This window comes from Rheinheimera sp. (assembly GCF_030824435.1).
Taxonomy (GTDB): domain Bacteria; phylum Pseudomonadota; class Gammaproteobacteria; order Enterobacterales; family Alteromonadaceae; genus Pararheinheimera.
In genome coordinates, this window is sequence record NZ_JAVBXS010000034.1 from 1 (window position 1) to 23,771 (window position 23,771).

The window sequence follows — 23,771 nt, forward strand, 5'->3', positions numbered from 1 at the left end:
GACCACGAAAGCCCAACCCGTATTGTGATAGTGCCACGCTCCAACCGTATTGACGTTGAGCAACTGATGCAACATTTGTTCGCCACCACAGATTTAGAAAAATCTTACCGGGTGAACCTGAATATTCTAGGTTTAGATCAAAGACCTAGAGTAAAAAATCTGCTGGAAATTCTGCGGGAATGGCTGATTTTCCGCCGTGACACTGTGACTCGTCGTTTGCAATATCGCCTCGATAAAGTGCTGGACCGCATCCATGTGCTGGAAGGTTTGTTAATCGCCTTTTTAAATATCGACGAAGTTATTCGTATTATCCGCGAAAACGACGAACCAAAACCCGTGCTGATTGCCCATTTTGGTATTACCGAACGTCAGGCTGAAGCCATTCTTGAGCTGAAATTACGTCATTTAGCCAAACTTGAAGAAATGAAAATCCGCGGTGAGCTGGACGAACTTTCCAAAGAGCGTGACAAGCTGCAAAGCATTTTAGGTTCAGAGAAAAAACTCACCAAATTGATTCGTGATGAGTTAGAAGCAGACGCTTTAAAATACGGGGATAACAGACGTAGTCCGCTGGTGTCCCGTGGGGAAGCCAAAGCCCTGAGTGAAAAAGAGTTATTGCCAAGCGAAGCAGTGACAGTGGTGTTATCGGACAAAGGTTGGGTGCGTTGTGCCAAAGGCCACGATATTGACGGCAACAGCCTGCAATACAAAGCCGGTGATGGTTATAAATCCTCTGCTATTGGCCGCAGTAATCAATATGCCGCTTTTATTGACTCAAGCGGTCGCAGTTTTGCCGCTGAAGCCCACGACTTACCTTCAGCCCGTGGTCAGGGTGAACCTTTAACCGGTCGTTTTACTCTGGTGGCCGGTGAAACTTTTGAGCATGTGCTGATGGCCGAAGACAACCAGCAGCTGCTGCTGGCCAGTGACGCCGGTTATGGTTTTGTGGCAAGTTTTAGTGATTTACTCAGCCGCAACAAAGCAGGTAAAACGCTGTTGTCTTTACCTACAGGTGCCAAAGTATTAACGCCTTTACCTATCAGTCAGCCGGAAACGGATCAGGTGGTGGCCATTTCCAACGAAGGCCGCATGCTGGTGTTTCCTATTGCAGAATTACCCAAACTCAGCAAAGGGAAAGGCAACAAAATTATCAGTATTCCATCTGCCCGCGCTGCGAGCAGGGAAGAATATGTCAAGTTACTGGCTGTGGTACCGGCTGACTCTGGTATCACCCTGGTGGCAGGTAAACGCAAGATGACCATCAAGGCCGCCGATCTGGCGCATTATGTCGGTGAACGTGGTCGTCGCGGGAATAAACTCCCCCGTGGTTTACAACGTATTGACGAATTGCTGGTGGGTGAAGTGGAATAACACTAAAAATGTCGTCTGATAACAGCGGATAGCCACTTTATCAGCACAGATCAAACCAGAACCCTGATAAGAAGCCGCTATACTAAGCGGCTTTTTTTATTTGTTGAGGGTTTGGTGTGCTCGCTTTGATCCGTATTTTTTTGTTGTTGTGTTTTATTGTGATTGCTTCCAGCATAGGCCTGTTGATTTGTCTGGTGCGGCCGTTCCGCGCCGAAAACGTTGGTCTGTTTGCCAGTTGGTATGGCAAGGCCAGTTTGATCTTTGGTGTCAAAGTAGAAATCAGGTACCACCCTGATGTAAAGGCAGCTATGCCTTGTGTTTTTGTTGCCAACCATCAAAACAATTATGATCTTTTTACTATCAGTGGTGCTTTGCTGAAAGGCACAGTGACCATTGGCAAAAAGAGCCTGAAATTTATCCCGTTTTTTGGTCAACTGTATTGGCTCAGCGGCAATATTCTGATTGACCGAAACAATAAAAGCCGCGCCGTTGGCACCATGCAGGGCGCCGTTGAACGTATCAACAAAGATAAAGTGTCGGTGTGGGTATTTCCGGAAGGGACCCGCAGTTATGGCCGTGGTTTATTGCCATTTAAAACCGGTGCTTTTCATATTGCCCAGCAAGCCGGTGTGCCTATAGTGCCTATTTGTATGAGCCAGACTCAGGGCAACATTAAGCTGAACCGCTGGAATAACGGCCGTATTATTATTGAAGTCATGGCGCCTTTAATGCCGGAAGATTTTGCCGTGCCAGTGCGGGAAGTAGCCGAACAGGTGCGTAACCTGATGCAGGAAAAAATCAGCGCCCTTGATAGCGAAGTCGCCAGCGATTACACTGCCGCACAGAGCAAAGTTACAGGATAATCTTATGGAAAACTGGCAGGAATTTACCGACGACACCATCAACGCATTATTGGAAGATGGCAGTGATCCGGACGCGGAATATACAATTGAACACCATTTTTATCACCCTGACTTTGCCAAACTGGAAAAAGTCGCGGTTGAAGTGTTTAAATTGGGTTTTGAAGTGACAGACGCCGAAGAAGTTGAATTTGAAGATGGTGGTAGCGCCTGGGTATTTGACGCTATTCGCGAACAGTCTTTAGATGCAGCCAATATCACAGCTGACGCTATTAAGCTGGAACAACTGGCGCAAAAATTTGGCGTGGAATATGACGGTTGGGGCACCTATTTTGAAGGTGAAGACGACGGTTATGATGAAGACGACGAAGAATAATTAAATCTTCTGTGCTGCAAAACCCGGCTGATGCCGGGTTAATTTTATGTACAGGATGTACGGTACACCGGCAATGCAGGAGCAATTGTCGGAGATGCTTTCTGTTCAGCAGATCTTCTCAGTGTTGCCGCACGGCTACCCTGCCTGGATGAGTTAAAAGGTTAGCGCTCAAGCACTATCAGTTTATATCGTTAAAATGAAGCGCCGATACTCAGTTTCTGGCGTAAGTCTTTAATATCAAAAGATACTCTGGGTTGGCGTGGTAAATAAGCTTCCATATCGGTCAGGTTATAGTCATAAGACCAGGACAGCCGGATTTGGTCACTGAGCCGGTAACGCAAGCCGGTATTTGACACCAGCTCATAATTAAAACTCAGATAAGACAGTGGCTGATTTAATAACTTCATCAAATTGCCTTCGCTGTAAAACTCCAGTGGCCAGCGCTCAAACTGATATTGAAGGTCCCATTCCAGCGCAGCGAAATGATAAGACAATGAAGTACTTGCCAGCAAATTTCGCAGTGGCTCAGTATCCCGGAACGAAGCGCGTTTAAGGCCGGCCATCAGGCTCAGATCCAGTTGCAGCTGTTTTTCCTGAAATACGGCATAACCAGGTCCGGTACTGATATCAATATTTTTATAATCAGCGGCCAGATAGTTGTATTGATAGTCGCTGGTCAGACGCCAGAACAGCCGCTGTTCCAGGTAATAATCAATGCCGGGGCTTAATTTATACTGATGGGTTTTTGGCGCTTGTTCTTTCATTTCATAGTCATAAAGCAGGTCGAATACACCGCGCCAGGCTGTTTTCTGGTATTCGGCTGAGCCCGTCAGATTGAGCAAACTGGCATTTTGTTTGCCATGTCTGCTACTGGCGCTGACATCAATCTCCAATGACCAGTCGCTCGCCTTCTTTGCCGGTGTGCTGGTCATCACCTTGTTGTGATCTAGCTGCTTTACAGACCCAGCATTCAGTTGTTGTATTTGTTTGATATCAGCACGCTGAATAACAATGGCGGTGCTGTAAGAAGGCTGAAGGGTCACGACATCTGCTGTCTGTGTCAGGATTTGGCCTGTCAGTTGATCACCATTGTGCAGCTGCAGGCGGCTGAGTCTGGTTTGTTGTGCCTGTAGCTCAGTGCACATAAAGCATAACAAGCAAAACAACACCAGCATTCGTATCAAGATAAAAACCTGCATTGCGGGAAAAGCACAAGTCTGCCACAAGGGCTGTGGCAGAGCCAGTCAGTAAAAAGCACAGCTAAAAAGCCAAAATAAAAGCCAGCACTAAGCTGGCTTTTATCATAAAGCTGTTTCTGGCTTTTTCGCCTCAGCGCTTGTTACAGCGCAAGGTAAATAAAACCACCAAAAGCAAGCCCTGCAGCTATCAGGCAATAAGGCAACTGAGTAATGGCATGGGATATCAGATTACAGCCGGAGCCCTGAGCTGCCAGTACAGTGGAATCACTGTAAAAACAAGCCTGAGAGCCAAAAGATGCCGCTGAAAGCAAAGCACCAATTACCAGCGGAATATCGGCATTTACCGCATGTGCCAACGGCATCACAATAGGAATAGACACCGCAAAAATGCCCCATGACGAACCAGTGGCAAATGACAATATTGCCATAGCAACAAAAACCAAAGCCGGTAACATCTGGGCTGTCATATAAGGGCTAAGATTTTCAATCACATATTGTGGCAACAACAACTTGTCACAAACATCTTTAAAAATAAAAGCGGCAATCACAGTGCTGATGGCAGGCAACATGGTTTTAAAACCATTCATCATCACGTCCATCATTTCGCTGACGCTCATCAGACGCTGCACGCCGTAATACACTATGGTCAGCAATAAGGTAGCAATAACACCTTTGAGTACATCAGGTTCGCTTAATGAGTTACCCAACACTATGGTAAAGAAAATCAGCGATAACATAGGCACGGCAAAGTTGTGCACTTTGCCGTGTTTGTTGCCACTTTCAAATTCTTCTTCAATAGATTGCATGGCGTATTCATCACTGGTGTGATGCGGCATCTGCTGTGAAGCATGATGGCTCTGGCCATGATTGGCGATTTTGGGTTGCTGTTCGGCCAACTCAGATTCAAAAGGACGGCCTGCCTGGGTTTCCAGCTCCGCTTTTTTCATCGGGCCTAAATCCGGCATCAGTTTCAGCGCCACCAGCATCACCATCAACACGGCAAGCCATGGGTAAAACATATAAGGAATAGCCTGAATATATACCGAAATGCCCTGGCCTTTTTCAGCGATATTATTGTCTTCCAGCAAACCACCAAAAAATACTGCCCAGGTGGAAATTGGGATAATCACACAAATAGGCGCTGCTGTGGAATCAACAATATAAGCCAGCTTTTGCCGCGAAATTTTATATTTGTCGGTGACACGTTTCATCGCTTCACCGACAGTCAGGGCATTGAGGTAATCATCAACAAATATAATGACGCCAAGTACAAAGGTCATAAACATCGATGAACGTTGACCCGTGGCCAGTTGTGAACCAAGGCGGCCAAAAGCCAGAGCGCCACCTGTGTGGATCAACAAGCCAATCAAAGCGCCAAAACCACCACAGACCAGAATTAACCAGCCAATAGTTTCGTCTTGCATCACATTGACGGAAATTTCAGAAAAATTATTCAGTGCTTGTGTTGGGCTTAGCATCAATAAACCAACAACGGCACCTACGACCAAAGCCAGAATGGGTCTTTTTAACCAGACTGCAACGGCCATGACAACAATAGGAGGGATTAAACTTAACGCGCTGGGTGAATCCATCAGGGGTTCCTTACAAAAAACTCCAGGTGACTGGCAACATTACACCACGATGCTTCGGAAAAGCCCGATCATCGTCTGATTTCACTCGGGCTGATGCAGATTTTGGCCTGCGGGCCTTTGTAGTTATTTTGGCTTTTTTTACACAATTTCGCAGAAATTGCGGCCGGATATGATAACAAAATTTGTCATAGCTTCAACGATTGATTCAGTTTCGCCCAAAGTTTTTGCCTGTTGTTTTTCAGACGAGGGCGTTGGTAACAAAATGGCGGAAAACAGCCATAAGCATTGTGGGCTGCAGGCTGAAAACAGCGGCAGATTTTTTATGTTTGCTTTTGAGTGGACAGGGCTTTAAGCAACAAGGCAAGACGCTGCCAGCTGCAGCGTCTGCCAGTGAAAATCAGACTTCGAGATTATCAATCAGTCTGGTATTACCAAGGTAAGCGGCCAGCAGAATCACCAGCGGTTTATCATGACTGGTGGCCAGCTCCAGATTTTGCCGGTCACAAATATGCAGATAATCAGGGCGAAAACCGGCCTGGCTCAGTGCCTCTTTGGCCTGTTGCTCCAGCATCCTAAAATCCTGATAACCCTGAGTAATTTGTTGTTGCAGCCATAACAGCTGCTGATAAATTACAGGGGCAACGGCACGTTGTTCCGCCGTTAAATAACCATTGCGTGAACTCAGCGCCAGGCCATCGGCTGCTCTTTCAGTATCAATGCCTATAATGTTGATATCAAAAGATAAATCGCTGGTGAACTGACGAATAACCGCCAGTTGCTGGTAGTCTTTTTTACCAAAAAGCGCAATATCAGGTTGCACCAGATTAAATAGTTTGGTGACTATAGTGGCCACACCACGAAAGTGCCCGGGTCTGCTGGCACCACAATGCTGGTCGCCAATTTTTGGTACTTCCACCGCAGTTTGTGCAGCCAGACCCCTTGGATACATCAGCTCTGGTGTTGGGGTAAATACAGCATCTGCACCATGCGTAATTAAGCCGGCACAATCCGCTTCTAAGGTGCGTGGGTATTTTGCTAAATCTTCGTTGGCGCCAAACTGCATTGGATTCACAAAAATACTGACAATCACTTTATCAGCACGGCTTTTGGCTTCATCCACCAGTTTAAAATGGCCACTGTGCAAATTGCCCATGGTGGGCACAAAAGCCACCGTCAAACCAGCCTGACGCCAGGCTTTGACTGTTGCTCTGAGCAATGCGACTTCAGTGATAATTTGCATGAACCTACTCCGGAATAAAGGCTGGTTGGAACAAGAACCCGTTAGTTAAAACTATGCTCAGCGCCTGGAAAAGCACCTTGTTTCACATCGTCAATATATTTGCTGATGGCTCTTTTAATATCACCGGTTTCCTGCAGGAAGTTTTTCGAAAACTTCGGAATATAACCGCTGCTGATGCCGAGTAAATCGTGCATCACTAAAATCTGGCCGTCGGTGTCTTTGCCGGCGCCAATACCAATCACCGGAATATGCACAGCTTCGCTGATGCGTTTGGCAAGGGCAGACGGAATACATTCCACCACCAGCAGCTGAGCGCCAGCGCCTTGTAAATCAATGGCTTGTTGTAAAATATGGTCGGCAGCTGCGCTGTCGCGGCCCTGTACTTTAAAACCACCAAACACATGCACCGACTGAGGCGTTAAACCAATGTGGCCACAGACAGGCACACCACGTTCGGTCAGAGCTTTAATAGTGGGTAATAAAAACTCACCGCCTTCCAGTTTCACCATATTGGCACCCGCCTGCATTAACGGTGTGGCATTGGCAAAAGCCTGCTCCGTCGTTGCGTAACTCATAAAAGGCATGTCGGCAATCACAAAAGCCTGAGGTGCACCGGCCCGAACAGAGCGGGTGTGATAAGCAATTTCAGCGGTAGTAACAGGTAATGTGTCCGGGTGGCCTTGCAGCACCATGCCCAATGAGTCGCCAATTAACAGCACTTCTACACCGGCATCGGCAAAAAGTTTGGCAAAACTGGCGTCATAAGCGGTTAACGCCGTGATTTTTTCGCCTTGTTGCTTCAGTTTCAGCAACTGCGATGTGGTAATTTTTGCCATGTTGTCCTCATCCGACCATTGGTTGAAAGCGCGCAAGATCGCACAAGTTGCCAACATCTGCAACTGACAGTTGTTGCTTTAGCAGACAAATATTAGCGGGCAAGTGGCTGCTGGCTTTTTCATTCGCTTGAAGCCAAATAAGCGTTAAGTGATATTCGGTGCGGGCTGCAACACCGTCAGGCCATTGGCTGGCACTTGTGTGAGCAGCTGTTGCAACAAAGTGCCGTCCGGTAATTGTAAATCAGCTTGGATTTCGGCCAGTGGATACAATACAAACTCACGGTTTTTCATGCCGTAATGCGGCACTGTTAACCTGGCTGTATTGATACACTGCTCACCAAACAACAAAATATCTAAATCCAGCGTGCGGGGGCCCCAGCGTTCATCTTTACGTTGCCGGCCTTGCTCCAGTTCGATGTGTTGTAAAGCGTCCAGCAATTGTTCAGCGGTTAACTCAGTGCGAAGGGCGGCAACTGCATTGACATAATCTGGCTGATCTTGTGGCCCCATAGGTTTGGAGCCATAAAAAGACGAAACAGCTACCAGCTCAGTGGCCTTAATGTTTTTCAGCGCCAACACCGCCTGTTGCAGTTGCAACAAAGGCTCTGACAAATTGGCGCCAAGGCCGATATAACACAGAATACTGCTGTTGTTATCTGTCATTTTTATCTGCCATTTTTTTCTGTCATTAGCCGTTATTCCGTGCCAGGTGCTGCGGCCGGGCGGCGACGGGCCGGTGGTTTACGGCGGCGTTTCGGTTTGGCTTCTAATCCTTCTTTACCCAGACTTGCCACTAAAACTTCGCGGTCAGCTTCATCGGCCAACTGGAATCTTTGCCACCACAGCGCCAGTTCAGTTAAAGCCCCACCTTCAGCGGCAGCTCTTTGTTGCAGGAAGTCAAAAGCACCGCGGAATTTTGGCAGCTCGAGCAATTTAAAAGCACGACGGCCGGCTCTTTTCGTTAAGCGGCATTGCAAAGACCAGATATCACGAATGCTCATGCTAAAACGTTTTGGAATGGCAATAGTACGCTGCACATCGTCCAGTATTTCGGTCATGGCAATATTCAGTGCATCAATTTCATTCAGGCCACTTTCGACCAGCAAAGTTTGCATACGGCGCTCGACCGGATACCACAGCAGCGCGGCATAAACAAAAGCCGGCGTGACAGGTTTATCCTGCGCTACACGTTCGTCGGTATTCTGTAAGGCGTTGGCAATCAGGTTAAAAGCTTTGCTTTCGCTGTCTTGTTTGAGCACTTTATGCAGTTGTGGCAGCAGTTGTTTTAAAATGCCGCTGTCGCGCATCAGCACGAAATTGTCAAAAGCTTTACCGGCCATAAAAAGTTTCAGGCTTTCGTCAAACAAACGCGCCGCCGGAATGTTTTTCAGAAGCACAGCCAGTTCGGCAATAGGGGCGGCTGTTTCTGGTGCTATGTCCATATTCAGTTTGGTGGCAAAACGCACAGCTCTGAGCATGCGCACCGGATCTTCACGGTAGCGTGTTTCAGGGTCACCAATCAGCTCAATACGGCGGTTTTGAATGGCTTCAACCCCATTGGCAAAGTCGTAAATGGCAAAATCATTGACCGAATAATATAAAGCGTTGATGGTGAAATCACGACGTTCGGCGTCTTCTTCAATAGTGCCGTACACATTGTCACGTAAAATCTGGCCATGGTCACTGCGCACGCCCGTTGGCACTGTTTCTTCGTCTTCACCACCACTGTGGTGACCACGGAAAGTAGCGACTTCAATAATTTCGCGACCAAACACCACATGAGCAAGGCGGAAACGGCGGCCAATCAGCCGGCAGTTTTTAAATACCTGCCGCACCTGATCCGGATGGGCATTGGTGACCACGTCAAAATCTTTCGGTTGTTGGCCCATTAACAAATCGCGGATACAACCACCGACCAGATAAGCTTCATATCCGGCATCGTTCAGGCGGTACAAGACTTTCAGCGCATTAGGGCTGATATCTTTGCGTGAAACACCATGTTGATCGCGTGTCAGCACTTTCATCGCTGGCAATACGGCAGACTGGTGATCCGGATTCAGTTTTGGACCTTTTTGTTTGCTGCGCTCCGGCCTTGGTTTACGGCGGGTGGCTTCATCATGGAAGTTTTTCTGCGGTGGCCGGCTTGCAGCGCTGGGATTATACTGGCGCTCTGCTTCTGCAGATTGAGTTTCCTGTTCGGTAACAGCCAGATTTTTAATGGTTTTTCTGCCTAATTTGCGACGGCAAAAATCGAGTACTCGGGAAATAATGGTGGTTCTCCTATACACAGAATGGGCAGGGCGCTGATTAATGCCTGATAAGGCCACTGCCAAACGAAAAAAAACGTGGCTATCTTACCGCAGACTGGCGAAAAAATGAATGAAATCGCCGGGTTTTGTCTTTTTGTCTGGCTGCAGGTGATTTTGCTATCGCTTAAATACCATAATCTCTTTCTACTTTGCAGATCCTGGTTTTAAAGTGGCTATACCACTTTTCATGGCCGAGTTTTTGCGCTTCCAGATGTGCAAGGTTGTTTTTCCAGTTTTTAATGGCTTCCAGTGAATCCCAATAAGACACCGTAATACCCAGGCCATCCCGTGCTGACTCCATACCTAAAAAGCCCGGTTGCTCTGCTGCCAGCTGCACCATCTTGTTGGCCATGTCGGCATAACCTTCATTGATGCCGGTACGTACCGAGCTAAAAATAACGGCGTAATAAGGCGGTTCTGGCGTTTGGGCAATCATCGACATGGCGTTCTCCTGGTGTTCCCTGAACTTGTGGTGTTTGACACTGCTTATCAGCTGCTGACTAACACTTCCTGCTGTTTTGGCACCTGACTCAGCTGCCAGTGCTTAAGCGCCCAAGCCAGCAGTTCTGCCACTGTAGCTTGTTGCAGCTCAGACGGTGGCGGATGCCCCAATAAAGTAAGCGCTGCGACCATACTTTGGGCAGGCTGCTGAGCACCGATATCGCTGGCATGGTTTTGTTTACTGAGTTTATGGCCTGGTGCTGTCACCGCCAGGGGCAAATGGCCATATTCGGGAGGCGTTTTGCCGAGTAACTGACACAAAGCCTGTTGCCTGGTCGTCATCTCCAGTAAGTCGGCGCCGCGGATCACCTGGCTAATTTGCTGGTCGATATCATCCAACACCACCACCAACTGATAAGCAAAAAGGCCGTCGCGCCTTTTGACAATATAATGCTCCTGCGTGATGGCGGCAGGCACCTGCACCATACCAAAAACTAAATCCTGAAACTCAGTCGCAACAGGGCCAGGTATTAAACGCCAGGCCAAAGGTTCGCGATGAAGGCCTTTGTGCTGACAACAACCATCATAAATGCCGCCAAGCTGGGCTATGCGGGCGCGGCTACAGTCACAACCATAAATAAGCTGCTTTGCGACAAGTTCGTTAAAGTGATGTTGATAAAGGGCAAGGCGCTCTGTTTGGTAAGTTTCGGTTTGGTCCCAATAAAGGCCAAATTGTTCCAGCGTCCGCATAATGCTGCTGTCGGCGCCAGGTTTTATCCGGGTGGTGTCGATGTCTTCAATACGCAGCAGCCACTGGCCGCCTTGTGATTTAGCCTGCAGATAACTGCCAAGGGCTGCTACCAGGGAGCCAAAATGCAAAGGGCCGGATGGCGATGGCGCAAACCGGCCCCTGTAACGGGTAACGTCGATGGTCATATTAACCGCCGAGTTGTTTTTCCTTGATCTCCGCCAGAGTTTTACAGTCGATACACATATCAGCTGTAGGGCGGGCTTCTAACCTTTTGATACCAATTTCAATACCGCAGGTATCACAATAACCGAAGTCGTCATCTTCGATTTTTTGTAAGGTTTTTTCAATTTTTTTCAAAAGCTTACGTTCACGATCACGGGCACGCAGCTCTAAACTGAATTCTTCTTCCTGGGCAGCACGGTCAACCGGATCAGGGAAATTGGCAGCTTCGTCGGCCATATGGTTTTTGGTGCGGTCCACTTCTTCACGCAACTGTTGACGCCAGGCATCGAGAATCTTGCGGAAATGGTCCAGCTGCTTCGGGTTCATATATTCTTCGCCCGGAGCGTCCTGATAAGGGGTGACGCCTGCTAAAGCTAACAGTCCCAGTGCTTTATTAGTTTTGCCTTCTGGCATGGTAATCTCCTGTAAAACAGTGCCAAGCAAAAAGATGGCGGCTATAGATAGCAGAATAACAGCACCATCGCAATCACTATGAAAAAAGCCGGCGAAGTATACAGACAGAGTCTTGCTTCGTCACCTTAATTTAGGGTTTGCTCTCACCTGGTAAAAATGAACGTTACAATCTAGACCAGTTTTTCGCCCTTGTGAATTAAATTATGTGGTTTTAACCTGAACCGGATTTATTGTTGGCTTAGCCCCAAATCGCCCGGCCAACAGAAGTTGGCAACATCTCAGCCGTAGTTGGCACAACAACAGGCAACAAGAACAACAATATAAAGGAAGAAAATGATGGAATTGTGGTGGGCTTATTTAATTTTAGGTGGTGCTGTTGGCTTTTTTGCCGGCCTGCTGGGGGTTGGTGGCGGTGGTATTATGGTGCCAGTGCTGACCAGTTTATTTATTGCGACTAATGTTGCGCCCGGTCAGCAGGTGCATCTGGCGCTGGCAACATCAATGGCCGCTATTATTGTCACTTCTTTTGCCAGCGCCCGCAGCCATCATCAGCATCAGGCTGTGCTCTGGCCTGTGGTTTGGCGCATGAGCCCGGGTATTGTGGTCGGTACTTTAGCGGCGGCTATGCTGGCATCAAAGGTTTCTTCTTATTATCTGGCGCTGTTTTTTTGCATTTTTATGTTTTATGTCGCTTTGCAGCTGCTGCTGAATATTAAACCTAAAGCCAACCGCACTTTGCCTGGCACCGCTGCAACTGCTGCTGTTGGGGTGGGTATTGGCGGTATTTCTGCTTTGGTGGCCATAGGAGGCGGTTCTTTAACTGTGCCTTTTTTAACCTGGTGTAATGTAAAAGTGCAACAGGCCATTGGCACATCGGCAGCCCTGGGTTTACCTATTGCGCTTAGTGGTACCCTGGGTTACGCGCTCAGTGGTGAACTCAATGCAGCGCCTCAGCATGCAGAGTTGCCATGGGGATCTATAGGTTATGTGTATCTGCCAGTTGTGCTGCTGATTTCAGTGGTCAGTTATTTTACCGCGCCTTTAGGGGTGAAACTGGCGCATCGTTTACCCGTTGCTGTGCTGAAAAAAATCTTTGCCATTCTGCTCTTGAGCTTAAGTGCCAAAATGGTGCATGCGGTATTGTTATTGCCGCATTAAACAAAACCCAGCAGCTTAAAATCTGGATGGGAATCTGCGGTCAGCTTGTTGATTTATCCGGTTTTGTTGTTGCTGTGATGTCCCGATTTGCTTTGGTTTAGGGCTGTAAACTTCAAAAGCTGCTGTGGTACACTCCCGCCACTCTTTCCTGCTTTTATTCTGGAATTTTTATGACTCAACTGTTGCAAATTACCCTGACCAACACAGCTGCCGACGAACGTTTTGGTAAAAATCCGGCGTTAACACCAACCCAAGAAGGTTATCAAATTCATCAGCCTGTGGTTGACGAGCTAAGAGCCATTCAAAAAGCCGGCCGCACTTTAGACGGTTTGGGTTTGCAACAAGTGCAGCTTTCAGGCGACAACTGGACAACAGATAAACAATGGGCTTTTTATCAGGGTTTTTGTTCTGCGAAAAAGCTCGGTGGTGTCAGCTGGGCCGGCACCGAGCAGGAAATCAACCAACTGGTGCAGTTGCAACAGTGTTTTGCCTGGGCGAAAAAACAAATTAACCAGACACCGGAAGATTTATCCCCTCAAACTTTATGTGCTGAAGCGGCATTTTTTTTAGAAGCTGTGGCACCGCGTGGCAGCATCAGTTACCGCACTCTGGTGGGTGATGAATTATTAGCTGATGGCTGGATTGGTTTGCATGCGGTTGGTCGTGGCAGTGACAGAGCGCCAGCCATGCTGGTGCTGGATTTTAACCCAACAGGTCATGCTGATGCGCCAGTTGCAGCTGCGCTGGTGGGTAAAGGCATTACTTTTGACAGCGGTGGTTATTCCATTAAAGCGTCCGAAGGCATGCTCACCATGAAGTGTGACATGGGCGGCGCCGCGACTGTCACAGCAGCTTTGGCTTTGGCTATTTTGCAGGGCCTGCAAAAACGGGTGCAGCTGGTATTGTGCTGCGCAGAAAACCTGATCAACGGCCGTGCTTATAAACTGGGCGACATTTTAAAATATAAAAACGGCGTGTCAGTGGAAGTGGTGAACACTGACGCTGAAGGCCGGCTGGTGCTGGCGGATGGCCTGATGTGCGCCGCCGCATCCGGCGCACCTTTAGTCATAGACGCCGCTACTTTAACAGGCGCAGCCATGATGGCAGTGGGTACTGAATACAACGCGTTGTTTGCGCTGGATAAAGAGCTGCAAAACCGCGTGCTGGCTTATGCCGGTGAAGTTGCAGAGCCGGCATGGCCTTTACCGCTGGAGCGCTGGCATCAACAACAATGCCCTTCCCCTTATGCTGACACTGCCAACAGCAGACCGGTAAAAGGTGGTGGTACCGGTGGTGCCAGCAATGCTGCTGGTTTTTTAAGCCGTTTTGTCGGCAATGACGGCAAAGGTTGGTTGCATATCGATTTAGCCGCCGCTTTCCATAATACCGCCAATGGTTTTTGGGGTGCTGGTGCCACAGGTACCGGCATTCGTTTAGTTGCAAAAACCTTACTGGCGGAGACGGCCTGATGGATAAGGCCAGCTGCCATCAAACGCAGCTGGCCGGTTTTTAGCAGGACTATGCCGTGACTTTACCTGTTGCTGAGATTTGTGCAGCCCTGAGCAGCCAGCTACAACAAAACAATCGTGTGTTATTAACGGCGCCGCCCGGCGCCGGTAAATCGACGTATCTTCCGCTTTATCTATTACAGCACCCTGATTTTGCTGATAAACACATCATTATGCTGGAGCCGCGCCGGTTGGCGGCCAAAAGTATTGCGGCTTATCTGGCAACTCAGCTGGGGGAAGCTGTAGGTCAGAGCATCGGTTATCAAATAAAAGGTGAACAAGAGCGCAGCGCTAAAACCCGGTTGCTGATTGTGACCGAAGGGGTGCTGGTGCGTAAAATTCAGCAAGACCCTGAGCTTGCCGGTATAGATTTATTGATTTTTGACGAGTTCCACGAACGTTCGTTACAAGCCGACTTAGCTTTGGCGTTAAGCCTTGAAGTACAACAACTGAATGAACAGCTGAAGTTGCTGGTGATGTCGGCCACTTTAGCGGGTGCCGAATTATCCGACAAACTACAGGCACCTTTGTTACAAAGTGAAGGCCGCAGTTTCCCGGTGGAAGTGCGTTATCAAAGCCCGACTCAGGAAGAATTGTGGTTACAGGCCGCCCGTTTGTCCCGTCAGTTGCTTCTGGAGCATCAGGGCAGTCAGCTGGTGTTTTTGCCGGGGCAAGCTGAAATAGAAAGGGCAAGTGATTATTTAATACAGCAGCAACTGCCAGCAGATGTAGACGTATTTGCGCTGCTTGGCAGTTTAACTTTGGTGCAGCAGCAACAAGCCATCAAAGCTTCTATGCCTGGCAGGCGTAAAATAGTGCTGGCCACCAATGTGGCGGAAACAAGTTTAACCATAGACGGCATTGTTGTTGTGATTGACAGCGGGGTGGCACGTCAGGCGGTTTATCAGCCCAAACTCGGTTTTAGCAAACTGGACACTATACAAATCAGTCAGGCATCAGCGGTGCAACGTGCTGGTCGCGCCGGTCGGTTAGCACCTGGTTTTTGTTACCGGCTGGACACTCCGGAAAAATGGGCACGCCGCCCTGCCTTTACTACCCCTGATATTCTGCAAGCTGACCTAATAGGCTTAAGGCTGGAGATTGCTGGCTGGGGCGCAAAGGTAGAGGATTTATTCTGGCTGGACCCACCGCCCAAAGCCCAGCTTGCGGCTGCTGAGCAGTGTTTACGCTGGTTGGGTGCTTTGGATAAAGAACAACAACTCACTTCCCATGGCCGCGCCATGTTAAAGCTGCCAACAGAACCCCGGCTGGCTTCGATGTTGTTGCATGCCAAAAGGTTTGTGGCAGAAGGTTACCCGGCAGCGCCGGCACTGGCTGCATTAATGGCGGCGCTGCTTGAACAAAATAAAAGGGCCGGCAGTTGTGATTTAACGGCGCAGCTGAAATACGCTTCTGGTCCTGTGTTGCAACAGGCAAAATTATTACTGCAACAACTCGGTTTTAGCAGCGATTTATTAAAACAAAACCTGCCGGAACAGCTTTGTGGTTTGTTGTTAAGTTTTGCTTTTCCCGACCGTATAGCGCAGCAGCGCGGTCAGGGATATTTATTGGCGAACGGCACCGGCGCTGTGTTGCCGCCCGATGATGCACTTTCGCACAGCCCTTATTTAGTGGTGGCCGATTTACGGCTTTTTGGCAAAGATGCACAAATCAGCTCTGCCTGCACTTTTAGCCTTGATGAATTACAAAGTCACTGGTCGCCTCAGATTGAAACAGAACGTCATTTTGCTTTTGATGAACAAAACGGTCGTTTTATTGCCGAGCAGCGGCAGCGTTTTGGTGCTTTGGTATTAAAACGGCAGAATATCAGCACGGCATTAAGCCCGGCGGATAAAAGTCTGGCCTGGCTCGACTTAATACAAAAACGGGGTTTGTCGGTGCTGAACTGGACGGAAGCGGCGCTGAATTTAAAACACCGTATTTTGCTGGCAGCAAGGTTACAACCGCAGGCACAGTGGCCGGATTGTGCTGATAACGCTTTATTGGCTGATGCTGCCAGCTGGCTTGCACCTTATCTGAGTGAAATCAATAACCTGACGGCTTTGCAAAAACTCGATCTGCGTCAGTTATTGTGGCAGCGGTTAAGTTATGCGCAGCAGCTGGCGCTGAATAAATTATTGCCAGCCAGCTGGCGTTCAGTGTTGGGCACAGATATTACGCTGCTTTATAGCGCCGACGCTGATAGTCAGCACGGCGTCAGTATGGCTATCAGGCTGCAGGAAATGTTTGGTCAGTCCGGCACACCGACAGTGGCCAACGGTGCCATAGCGGTCACCGTCACTTTGTTATCACCGTCGAAGCAGCCGTTACAGCTGACCCGCGATTTACCCAGTTTCTGGCAAAACGCTTATCAGGATGTCAAAAAAGAAATGCGTGGTCGTTACCCCAAACATTTCTGGCCGGACAATCCGCTGGAAGCGATGCCGACCAATAAAACCAAAAAAGCGATGCAAAAATGACAGTAAAAAAAAGCCGGGCGAAAAAAGCCAAACCTCTCAATCCACTGGTTAAAACCATCGGCTGGTTTTGCCTGAAAGCCGCGCTGGTGCTGCTGCTGACGTTATTTATTTACCTGATTTATCTCGACAGTAAAATTACCACTTTGTTTTCCGGCCAAAAATGGCAGGTGCCAGCCCAGTTGTATGCCAGAGCTTTAAGCCTGAACCCGGGCCGGCACCTGTCGCAGGCGCAAATGGTTGCGGAGCTGAAACGGCTGCAATACAGCGCTGATCCAAGGCTGAACGGACCAGGCCAATACCATGTGGATGGTAATACGGTGTCAGTGTATCGCCGTGCTTTTGATTTCCCGTCCGGTCATCAGGTGGCGACTTTATTTCATGTCAGTTTTGCCGGTGATTTTGTGCAGGCACTGAGCGCCGGCCAGGAGCGTAAAAAGCTGGCATCTGCGCTGCTGGAGCCGCAGTTGTTACAGCATCTGGTGGCGGCCGAGCAGGAAGATCGTGAGTTAATTCAGTTGTCCAAAGTGCCACGCACCATCAAAGACACTTTGTTGCTGGTGGAAGACCGTGATTTTTACAGCCACCACGGCGTGTCACTCTGGTCTGTGGTACGTGCGGCATGGGTGAATATGCTGGCCGGTAAAACTGTGCAGGGTGGTTCGACTTTAACCCAGCAGCTGGCAAAAAATATGTATACCAATCAGCAGCGTAGTTATCTGCGTAAGGTCAATGAAGCTTTAATAGCATTGGTGCTGGATTACCGTTACAGCAAAGACCAGATTTTAGAAGCTTATATGAATGAAATATCCTTAGGGCAGTTTAAAGCCAACCCAGTACATGGCCTGGGTCTTGGTAGCAAACTGTATTTTGGTAAACCGCTGGCTGAACTGCGGCCTCACGAATATGCGCTGTTGATAGGTGTTATCAAAGGGCCATCTTTTTATGACCCACGCCGTTTTCCCAAAAGAGCTGAAGACAGACGTGATCTCATTCTGGGCATGATGCGTGACCATGGTTTACTGGATGAAACCCAGTGGCGGGCGGCAACAGACAGGCCACTGGATGTGATACCGCTGGGTGAACATTTAAAAGGCCGGTTTCCGGCTTATATCGACAAAGTGCGGCAGGAGCTGCGCGCCATTATCAAAGATAAATCCCAGCTGGAAAACGGCATCCGGGTCTTCACTTATTTAGACCCTATGGCGCAGCAGGCGGCCGAGCAGGCGGTGTTAAACCGGCTTGGCAAGCTGGACAACAACATTGAAGCCGCCATGGTTGTGACCGATTACCAGCAAGGTGCACTCAAAGCCATAGTGGGCGGGCGCAATACCACTTTTGCCGGTTATAACAGGGCCATGTCCGCACAAAGACAAATTGGCAGCATTATTAAACCTGTGGTTTATCTGACCGCTTTAATGCAGCCAAGCCGTTTTCATTTAGGTACTGTGCTTGCCGACACACCGCTGAACTTAAAAAGTGGTGGCCGCAACTGGCAACCGCTGAACTACGACAAAAAATTCCGTGGCAATGTACCGCTGATTCAGGCATTGAGTGAATCTTTAAATATTCCGACTGTGCGGCTGGGTTTACAACTTGGATTGCCGGCACTTGGGCAAAGTTTGCAAAAACTCGGTTTGGAACGTGAAGTGAAGTTACAACCATCTTCATTGTTAGGGGCGGTGGAAATGAGTCCGCTGGAAGTGGCACAGTTGTATCAGACCATTGCCAATAAAGGGCAATATCTGGAGCTTGCCGCAATTTCAGCAGTAACAGGTCAATTGGGTGAACCGGTTTATCAGCGTAAAGCCAAAGCGCAAGCAAAAGTTGACAGTTCAGCCAGCTATTTATTGCAATACGCGCTGCAACAAGCCACACAAACAGGCACGGCACAAAGCCTGTCGCAGCAATTTCCACGGCAGCGTTTTGCCGGTAAAACCGGCACTTCCAGTGATTATCGTGACAGTTGGTTTACAGGTTTTGATCATGAAACAGGCGTCACAGTCTGGTTGGGGCGTGATGATAATAAAGAAATTGGTTTGACGGGTGGTAGTGGAGCCTTACCTGTTTTTTCTAATTATTTTCAACAGCTTGGTGCAAATTCTTTATTCCGTGGTGTGCCTGAAAATGTGACGAAACAGTTCATTAGCAAGCACAGCGGCCGCTTTGTATCAGAATCTTGCGTTAACGTATTGTTATTACCTGTAATTTGGGTTGAAATGCCAATGCAGACCAGTTGTGATTAATTTGTCATCAGTGATATGAGTAGGCTATGTCATCCAAACCAGAACAACATCTAAAAGTCGGTGATTGGTGGTACCTGCCACAACAGGATAAGTTAGTGAAGTTCAGCGAGGTAGGTGAAATCACCGCCACCGCCGATCTGGATAATTTATGCCAGAAAGCGATGAATTATTTTATCGTGAATGCCGGACGTTTAATTACCCGGGATGAAATACTGGCAGATGTCTGGGGTGTCAGAGACGTTTCTGACGGTCGTATTTCCCGTGTGATTAGGGTGTTAAGAGTGGCGCTGGGCGATGACAGCCGTGAACCCACTTATATTGAAACCATCCCCAAACGCGGTTTTCGTTTTATTGCGCCTGTCGCTGAAGTTGTGCTGGCACAAGGAGCTGAATTTAACACGGCGCAAGTGGAGTTAAATCCGCTGGCGGTCACGGCGACTGCGCAGGTCAGGCCCAAACGCTCTTCCTGGCTCAGGACCATGGGGCTGATTTTTTTGTTGGGTTGTGGTTTGTTGTATCTGGGCTGGCGTTATCTGTATTTGCCGCAACAAGAAGGCAGTACAGTGCCTTTTGCCCGTTTTGATGCCATCTCCAGCATGATTGGTCTGGAATATAATGCAGCTGTCAGTCCTGACGGTCAGCATATTGTTTATAACCATTTATTGCCCGATTACGAAACCGTGGAGCTGGTGCTGCAAAATCTGCAGAATTTTGAAACCAGGGTGTTGTTAAGCGGCAAAGATTTATTATCCGGCCCAAGCTGGAGCCCGGATGGGCAAAAAATTGCTTATCAGCATATTGTCGATGACAAACAATGTGAAATTCGCATCATGACACTGGATGCCGGCAAAACGGCGATGGTGAAAGATGATTTGCTGACAAATTGCGGTGCCAAAAGTATTGGTGGGCGCTTAAGCTGGTCACCTGATGGCGCTTATCTGGTGTATCCGCATACGCCGGATGGACTACAAAATTCAGTGTTAATGTTATACCCCTTTGCCGGTGGTCAGCAGGAGCAACTGACTACACCACCACAAACCAGTCAGGGTGATTTTGCCGTGCGTTTTTCCAAAAAAGGCGATCAGCTGGCCTTTATCCGCGATGACGGTGGTGCTGCAGGTCAAATATGGATTATGGATCTGGCCAGTCGCTCCAGTCGGTTATTAGTGCAGCTCAGTGGCAGTTATCCGATGAATATCGATTGGTATGATAATGACAGCAAAATTATTTATCCAACCAGCAGCGCCACACTCTCTGTGGTTGATATAAAAACCGGTCAGAGCCAAGTGTTATTGAATACTTTTGATCCTGTGGCCGATACGCTGGTCAGTCAGCAAGGGCGTATTTATTCCACTGTAGGGCAATATCGCAAAACCAATATTCTGAAAGTGGATAATCCGTTATTTCACGCGGAGCCAAAAACAGAACAAGTATTTCAGTCCAGCCGCAGTGAAACTATTGCCGAAATGAATCCGGTGGAAGGTGGTCCGGCAGCTGTACTGACCAGCCGTTCCGGTTTACCACAAATCTGGTTGTATTATCCGGATGGCAGGCAACAACAAATCAGTAATTTTACTGAAACTATTATTTCCAAAGGCATGGAGTTTTCGCCTGATGGTCGTCATCTGCTGGCAAATATTGGCAATGAAGTCTGGTTATTTGCTGAAGGCGAACCCGCACTAAAATTGACCAGAACCGAACAAAGTGCCCGTGATCCAGGCTGGAGCCATGACGGCAAGTTTATTTATTTTTCCAGCAGCAATAATGGCCGCTGGCAGATTATGAAAGTGAATATCAAAACGCTGGAGCAGGAGCTTTATGCCGCAGATCTGGATTATTTTAAAGAAAGTCCGGATGGACTGTATCAGGTCGGTCGCCGCATCAGTGATTCAGGCTATCAATTAAAGCGAAAAGACGGAGCTGTGCTGGATTTACCGGTGGAATCTTCTGGTTTTGCTCCGCCACAGATGATACTGCGCGCTGGGTATTTATATTTCAGTCAGCGTATTCATGAGAACAAAACCAGGATCCACGCTTACGATCTGCAAACAGGCAAAGTGCAGGATTTAAAATTGGAAATGAATTTTTCATTAAAAAGATTTTCTGTCAGCATCAATGAAAAATATGTTTATTCGTTACAGGGAACACCAGGAGATATGGATATTGTTGAAGTCAAAGTGCCTTAGCAATTTTTATCATGCTTTTGTTGGTTTTTCGTCAGGTATAACAGTGCTTTATCGCTATTAATGGTGGTGCTCGTTTTACACCAACAAGGAGAACACCATGAATAAATTATTATTAGTGATTGCACTGTCAACTGTAACTTGTTTTGCACCTGTAACTTTAGCTGTAGCGCCAGAAACACCAGAAGTTCCTGCTGAGCAAAATCAACAACCTCCGTTGGAGCCAAATGTTGAAGCAGATTGCAAGTATGTAGTTCCACACTGCGATTCTATGTAATAACTGCGCTTCCAATTTGCAAAGGTAAATTAAATCAGTGCTTTAAATACTCAAGTTAAATCACTGGTTACAAAAACCTTCTCTTAAAACACGCAGTCTTTGTTGTATACTCCCCGCAGAACTTCTGCCGGGGAGGCTGCTGTGCATCTTGCCGAACCTTATCTCTGTTTTGCCAACTGGCGCTATGACCAAGCTGCCGGCCGCCTGATATTGGCTGTCACACCTGAACAACAGTTCCGGCTTGAGCCTAGACTGCATCAGTTATTAAATTATTTTCTGGCTCACCCGATGCAGATTATCTCCAAAAATCAGCTGATGGATGATGTCTGGCCGGATACCGAAGGTACAGATGCTGCCGTGATGCGTGCTGTTGCCAGTTTGCGGAAAATTCTGCAACCAGGTCTGATTGACGGCCCTTGTATTGAAACCTTATCAAAAAGAGGTTACCGCTGGACTCTGGCTATTGAACAGCAGCTGCCGGTCGAATCTATATTGCCAGCAGTGGCTTTGCCCACCGAATCACCTCAGGCGCCCCCCATGTTGTGGCCAGAAGCCAGAATGCATCCGGAACATGCAACTTTGTGGCAGACAGAAGTTCATCGCAGGGAACAACACCAAAAAACCAGCCAACGCTGGCCTTATATGCTGGCCAGTGCACTGTTGTTGTTCTGTTTATTATTTGGTTTTGCCATGTTTTTGTTAAATGCCGGTTTGCAGGCGCGACAGCCGGTATATAACAGCATGCTTAATTTTAGTGCGCTCAAAGGGCAGGAAAAAGCTGCGCTGGTGTCAAAGGATGGCAGCCTGGTATTTTATCAGTATCGGGCGCCAGAGCAGCGCAATTGGCAATGGTTACAACACAACAGCAAAAACCACAAAAAAAAGCTGTCCAGCGATAGTTTTACCGCTATTAGTAATGCTGTATGGCTGGACGCAAAGCATTTTGTTTTTCAGGCGACAGCAGCTGGTCAATGCCATTTTTATCGTCAGCATATTGAGGTAGCAAAATACAAACCAGAGCCGCTTGCGCCTTGTGCCCAAGTGATCACCAAGGGGCTGGCGCGGGATAAACAACGTTTATACTGGTTGGCACAGGACCCAAAAACAGGTCAGGTGCAGCTGTGGCAGCAGGTTCTGGCTGAACTTGGTACCAACAAAGCGCCGCTGTTGTTATATCAGTTTGCCCCGCAATACCGCCGGCCACAACATCTGCATCTGCAGGATGGGCAGTTGTATCTGGTTGTCGAAAAAGACTTTTATTCAAACTCGTTAGTACAGTTTGATTTATCTTTGCATTCAGTACGCTGGCTGAAAGATTTTGCTTTTAGCATTACCGATGTCGGTGACTGGCAAGACAACAGTTTATTGTTAAGTTCGTTTGATGCTTTAGTGTTGTTTCGTTTATCTTCCGGCAAAGTGATCCGGCTTCAGACAGCACAAAATGGTTTTTATCAAGCGCAGCGGCTAGGTGAGCAGCTGTTAACCTCCTATGAAGAAAGTCATAACAGCGACCTGGCTGCACTATCATTGGCTAATTCGGCTGCTGTGACGCAGTTGCCCTGGCTGCATAGCAGTAAAAATGAACTGAAGCTGGCAGCAAGTAGCGAGCAGGTTGCTTTTGTGTCCGAGCGCTCAGGCAGCAGCCAAATTTGGTTATACCAGCAGCAGCTGCTACGGCAACTGACCCATTTGCAGGGGCAAAGACAAATTCAGCAGCTGTTGTGGTGGCAACAACAACTTTATGCGCTGATTGATTTACAGCTGTATCAGGTTAGTTTGTCGGATGGCAGTTTGCAGTTGCAGGACATCAGGCGGCCGGCGCAGCTTGCCGCCTGTGACAATAAGCTGTACTGGACACAATGGACAGATAAAGGCTGGCAGCTATGGCAAAAAGACGGTGCCGGTGCAATACAGATGTTATTGGCGGATGTAACCGGGGTGCGTTGTGCTCAGTCAGGCAATCTGGTGTTACAACAGCTGGGGTCTGTGCAGTTACAGTTATGGTCGCCACAAACTGGCAAATTTCAGTTATTGCCAGTTCAGCTTGATTGGCGACAGACGGCGCCGGAACAATGGTTGAGCCGGCAAGATGGTTTGTATTGGTTGGCGCAACAAGAAGGGATCACCACCTTATGGCGGCTGCGCTGGCATCAGAGTACTGCTGAGCAGTTGAAACTGCCGCCAGCCATAGAGCCGGTAGCGCTTTATGGCGACTATAAAGGTGATACCCTTTATTATCAGTTGTTGCACAACCGTCAGATTGACATCGGCTGGTTAAGCCAAACAAAAAAGCCGTCACAATGACGGCTTT

General features: G+C 48.2%; 19 protein-coding genes. 10 read left to right on the forward strand and 9 right to left on the reverse strand.

Features of this window, described 5'->3' with window-relative positions:
- The 3 genes from RCH83_RS08615 to rraB all read left to right on the forward strand — a co-directional run.
- The coding region (locus tag RCH83_RS08615; RefSeq protein WP_306521018.1) for a DNA gyrase subunit A at positions 1-1,371 on the forward strand (1,371 nt) is incomplete at its 5' end.
- A gap of 116 nt (positions 1,372-1,487) precedes the next feature.
- On the forward strand, positions 1,488-2,234 hold the full coding sequence (locus tag RCH83_RS08620; protein WP_306521020.1) for a 1-acylglycerol-3-phosphate O-acyltransferase: 747 nt from the start codon (positions 1,488-1,490) through the stop codon (positions 2,232-2,234).
- Positions 2,235-2,238: 4 nt separating this feature from the next.
- Entirely contained in the window at positions 2,239-2,607 is a 369-nt protein-coding gene (gene rraB, locus RCH83_RS08625; protein WP_306521022.1) for a ribonuclease E inhibitor RraB, read from the forward strand.
- A 191-nt stretch (positions 2,608-2,798) separates the two neighbouring features.
- Here rraB and RCH83_RS08630 read toward each other — a convergent pair whose 3' ends face one another.
- From RCH83_RS08630 to dksA, 9 genes are all read right to left on the reverse strand, one after another.
- Positions 2,799-3,752, reverse strand: a complete 954-nt coding sequence (locus RCH83_RS08630) for a DUF481 domain-containing protein (protein WP_306521024.1) — start codon at positions 3,750-3,752, stop codon at positions 2,799-2,801.
- Positions 3,753-3,946: 194 nt separating this feature from the next.
- Entirely contained in the window at positions 3,947-5,398 is a 1,452-nt protein-coding gene (locus RCH83_RS08635; protein ID WP_306521026.1) for a Na+/H+ antiporter NhaC family protein, read from the reverse strand.
- Positions 5,399-5,795: 397 nt separating this feature from the next.
- Entirely contained in the window at positions 5,796-6,638 is an 843-nt protein-coding gene (gene panC / locus RCH83_RS08640) for a pantoate--beta-alanine ligase (RefSeq protein WP_306521028.1), read from the reverse strand.
- Positions 6,639-6,679: 41 nt separating this feature from the next.
- The gene (panB, locus tag RCH83_RS08645; RefSeq protein ID WP_306521030.1) at positions 6,680-7,474 is read right to left on the reverse strand and encodes a 3-methyl-2-oxobutanoate hydroxymethyltransferase; all 795 of its coding nucleotides are present in this window, start codon (positions 7,472-7,474) and stop codon (positions 6,680-6,682) included.
- Between the two features lie 144 nt (positions 7,475-7,618).
- Positions 7,619-8,137, reverse strand: coding sequence for a 2-amino-4-hydroxy-6-hydroxymethyldihydropteridine diphosphokinase (gene folK, locus RCH83_RS08650; protein WP_306521032.1), 519 nt, complete (start codon positions 8,135-8,137; stop codon positions 7,619-7,621).
- Between the two features lie 32 nt (positions 8,138-8,169).
- Positions 8,170-9,762, reverse strand: coding sequence for a polynucleotide adenylyltransferase PcnB (gene pcnB / locus RCH83_RS08655; protein ID WP_306521034.1), 1,593 nt, complete (start codon positions 9,760-9,762; stop codon positions 8,170-8,172).
- Between the two features lie 145 nt (positions 9,763-9,907).
- Positions 9,908-10,225, reverse strand: coding sequence for an antibiotic biosynthesis monooxygenase (locus tag RCH83_RS08660; protein ID WP_306521036.1), 318 nt, complete (start codon positions 10,223-10,225; stop codon positions 9,908-9,910).
- A 47-nt stretch (positions 10,226-10,272) separates the two neighbouring features.
- Complete coding sequence (gene gluQRS / locus RCH83_RS08665; protein WP_306521038.1) at positions 10,273-11,160, reverse strand: tRNA glutamyl-Q(34) synthetase GluQRS; 888 nt, start codon at positions 11,158-11,160, stop codon at positions 10,273-10,275.
- A 1-nt stretch (position 11,161) separates the two neighbouring features.
- Positions 11,162-11,611: an RNA polymerase-binding protein DksA gene (dksA, locus tag RCH83_RS08670; protein ID WP_306521040.1), complete on the reverse strand. Its 450-nt coding sequence runs from the start codon at positions 11,609-11,611 to the stop codon at positions 11,162-11,164.
- Between the two features lie 336 nt (positions 11,612-11,947).
- On the opposite strand from dksA, the gene RCH83_RS08675 reads away from it, so the two are divergent.
- From RCH83_RS08675 to RCH83_RS08705, 7 genes are all read left to right on the forward strand, one after another.
- Complete coding sequence (locus RCH83_RS08675) at positions 11,948-12,769, forward strand: sulfite exporter TauE/SafE family protein (protein WP_306521042.1); 822 nt, start codon at positions 11,948-11,950, stop codon at positions 12,767-12,769.
- A 170-nt stretch (positions 12,770-12,939) separates the two neighbouring features.
- The gene (gene pepB, locus RCH83_RS08680) at positions 12,940-14,238 is read left to right on the forward strand and encodes an aminopeptidase PepB (protein WP_306521044.1); all 1,299 of its coding nucleotides are present in this window, start codon (positions 12,940-12,942) and stop codon (positions 14,236-14,238) included.
- A 56-nt stretch (positions 14,239-14,294) separates the two neighbouring features.
- Complete coding sequence (gene hrpB / locus RCH83_RS08685; RefSeq protein ID WP_306521046.1) at positions 14,295-16,757, forward strand: ATP-dependent helicase HrpB; 2,463 nt, start codon at positions 14,295-14,297, stop codon at positions 16,755-16,757.
- Positions 16,754-19,000, forward strand: coding sequence for a penicillin-binding protein 1B (mrcB, locus tag RCH83_RS08690; protein ID WP_306521048.1), 2,247 nt, complete (start codon positions 16,754-16,756; stop codon positions 18,998-19,000). Before hrpB ends, mrcB begins: the two co-directional genes overlap by 4 nt.
- A 26-nt stretch (positions 19,001-19,026) precedes the next feature.
- Positions 19,027-21,186, forward strand: coding sequence for a winged helix-turn-helix domain-containing protein (locus RCH83_RS08695; protein WP_306521050.1), 2,160 nt, complete (start codon positions 19,027-19,029; stop codon positions 21,184-21,186).
- 97 nt (positions 21,187-21,283) lie between these two features.
- Positions 21,284-21,460, forward strand: a complete 177-nt coding sequence (locus RCH83_RS08700) for a hypothetical protein (RefSeq protein WP_306521052.1) — start codon at positions 21,284-21,286, stop codon at positions 21,458-21,460.
- Positions 21,461-21,601: 141 nt separating this feature from the next.
- Positions 21,602-23,764, forward strand: a complete 2,163-nt coding sequence (locus RCH83_RS08705; protein ID WP_306521054.1) for a winged helix-turn-helix domain-containing protein — start codon at positions 21,602-21,604, stop codon at positions 23,762-23,764.
- Positions 23,765-23,771 lie beyond the last annotated feature (7 nt).

Coding starts and splice junctions, on each gene's coding strand:
- rraB (WP_306521022.1), top strand. CDS start 2,239: ATGGAAAACTGGCAGGAATTTACCGACGACACCATCAACGCATTATTG.
- RCH83_RS08630 (WP_306521024.1), bottom strand. CDS start 3,752: ATGTGCACTGAGCTACAGGCACAACAAACCAGACTCAGCCGCCTGCAG.
- RCH83_RS08635 (WP_306521026.1), bottom strand. CDS start 5,398: ATGGATTCACCCAGCGCGTTAAGTTTAATCCCTCCTATTGTTGTCATG.
- panC (WP_306521028.1), bottom strand. CDS start 6,638: ATGCAAATTATCACTGAAGTCGCATTGCTCAGAGCAACAGTCAAAGCC.
- panB (WP_306521030.1), bottom strand. CDS start 7,474: ATGGCAAAAATTACCACATCGCAGTTGCTGAAACTGAAGCAACAAGGC.
- folK (WP_306521032.1), bottom strand. CDS start 8,137: ATGACAGATAACAACAGCAGTATTCTGTGTTATATCGGCCTTGGCGCC.
- RCH83_RS08660 (WP_306521036.1), bottom strand. CDS start 10,225: ATGTCGATGATTGCCCAAACGCCAGAACCGCCTTATTACGCCGTTATT.
- gluQRS (WP_306521038.1), bottom strand. CDS start 11,160: ATGACCATCGACGTTACCCGTTACAGGGGCCGGTTTGCGCCATCGCCA.
- dksA (WP_306521040.1), bottom strand. CDS start 11,611: ATGCCAGAAGGCAAAACTAATAAAGCACTGGGACTGTTAGCTTTAGCA.
- RCH83_RS08675 (WP_306521042.1), top strand. CDS start 11,948: ATGGAATTGTGGTGGGCTTATTTAATTTTAGGTGGTGCTGTTGGCTTT.
- pepB (WP_306521044.1), top strand. CDS start 12,940: ATGACTCAACTGTTGCAAATTACCCTGACCAACACAGCTGCCGACGAA.
- mrcB (WP_306521048.1), top strand. CDS start 16,754: ATGACAGTAAAAAAAAGCCGGGCGAAAAAAGCCAAACCTCTCAATCCA.
- RCH83_RS08695 (WP_306521050.1), top strand. CDS start 19,027: ATGTCATCCAAACCAGAACAACATCTAAAAGTCGGTGATTGGTGGTAC.
- RCH83_RS08700 (WP_306521052.1), top strand. CDS start 21,284: ATGAATAAATTATTATTAGTGATTGCACTGTCAACTGTAACTTGTTTT.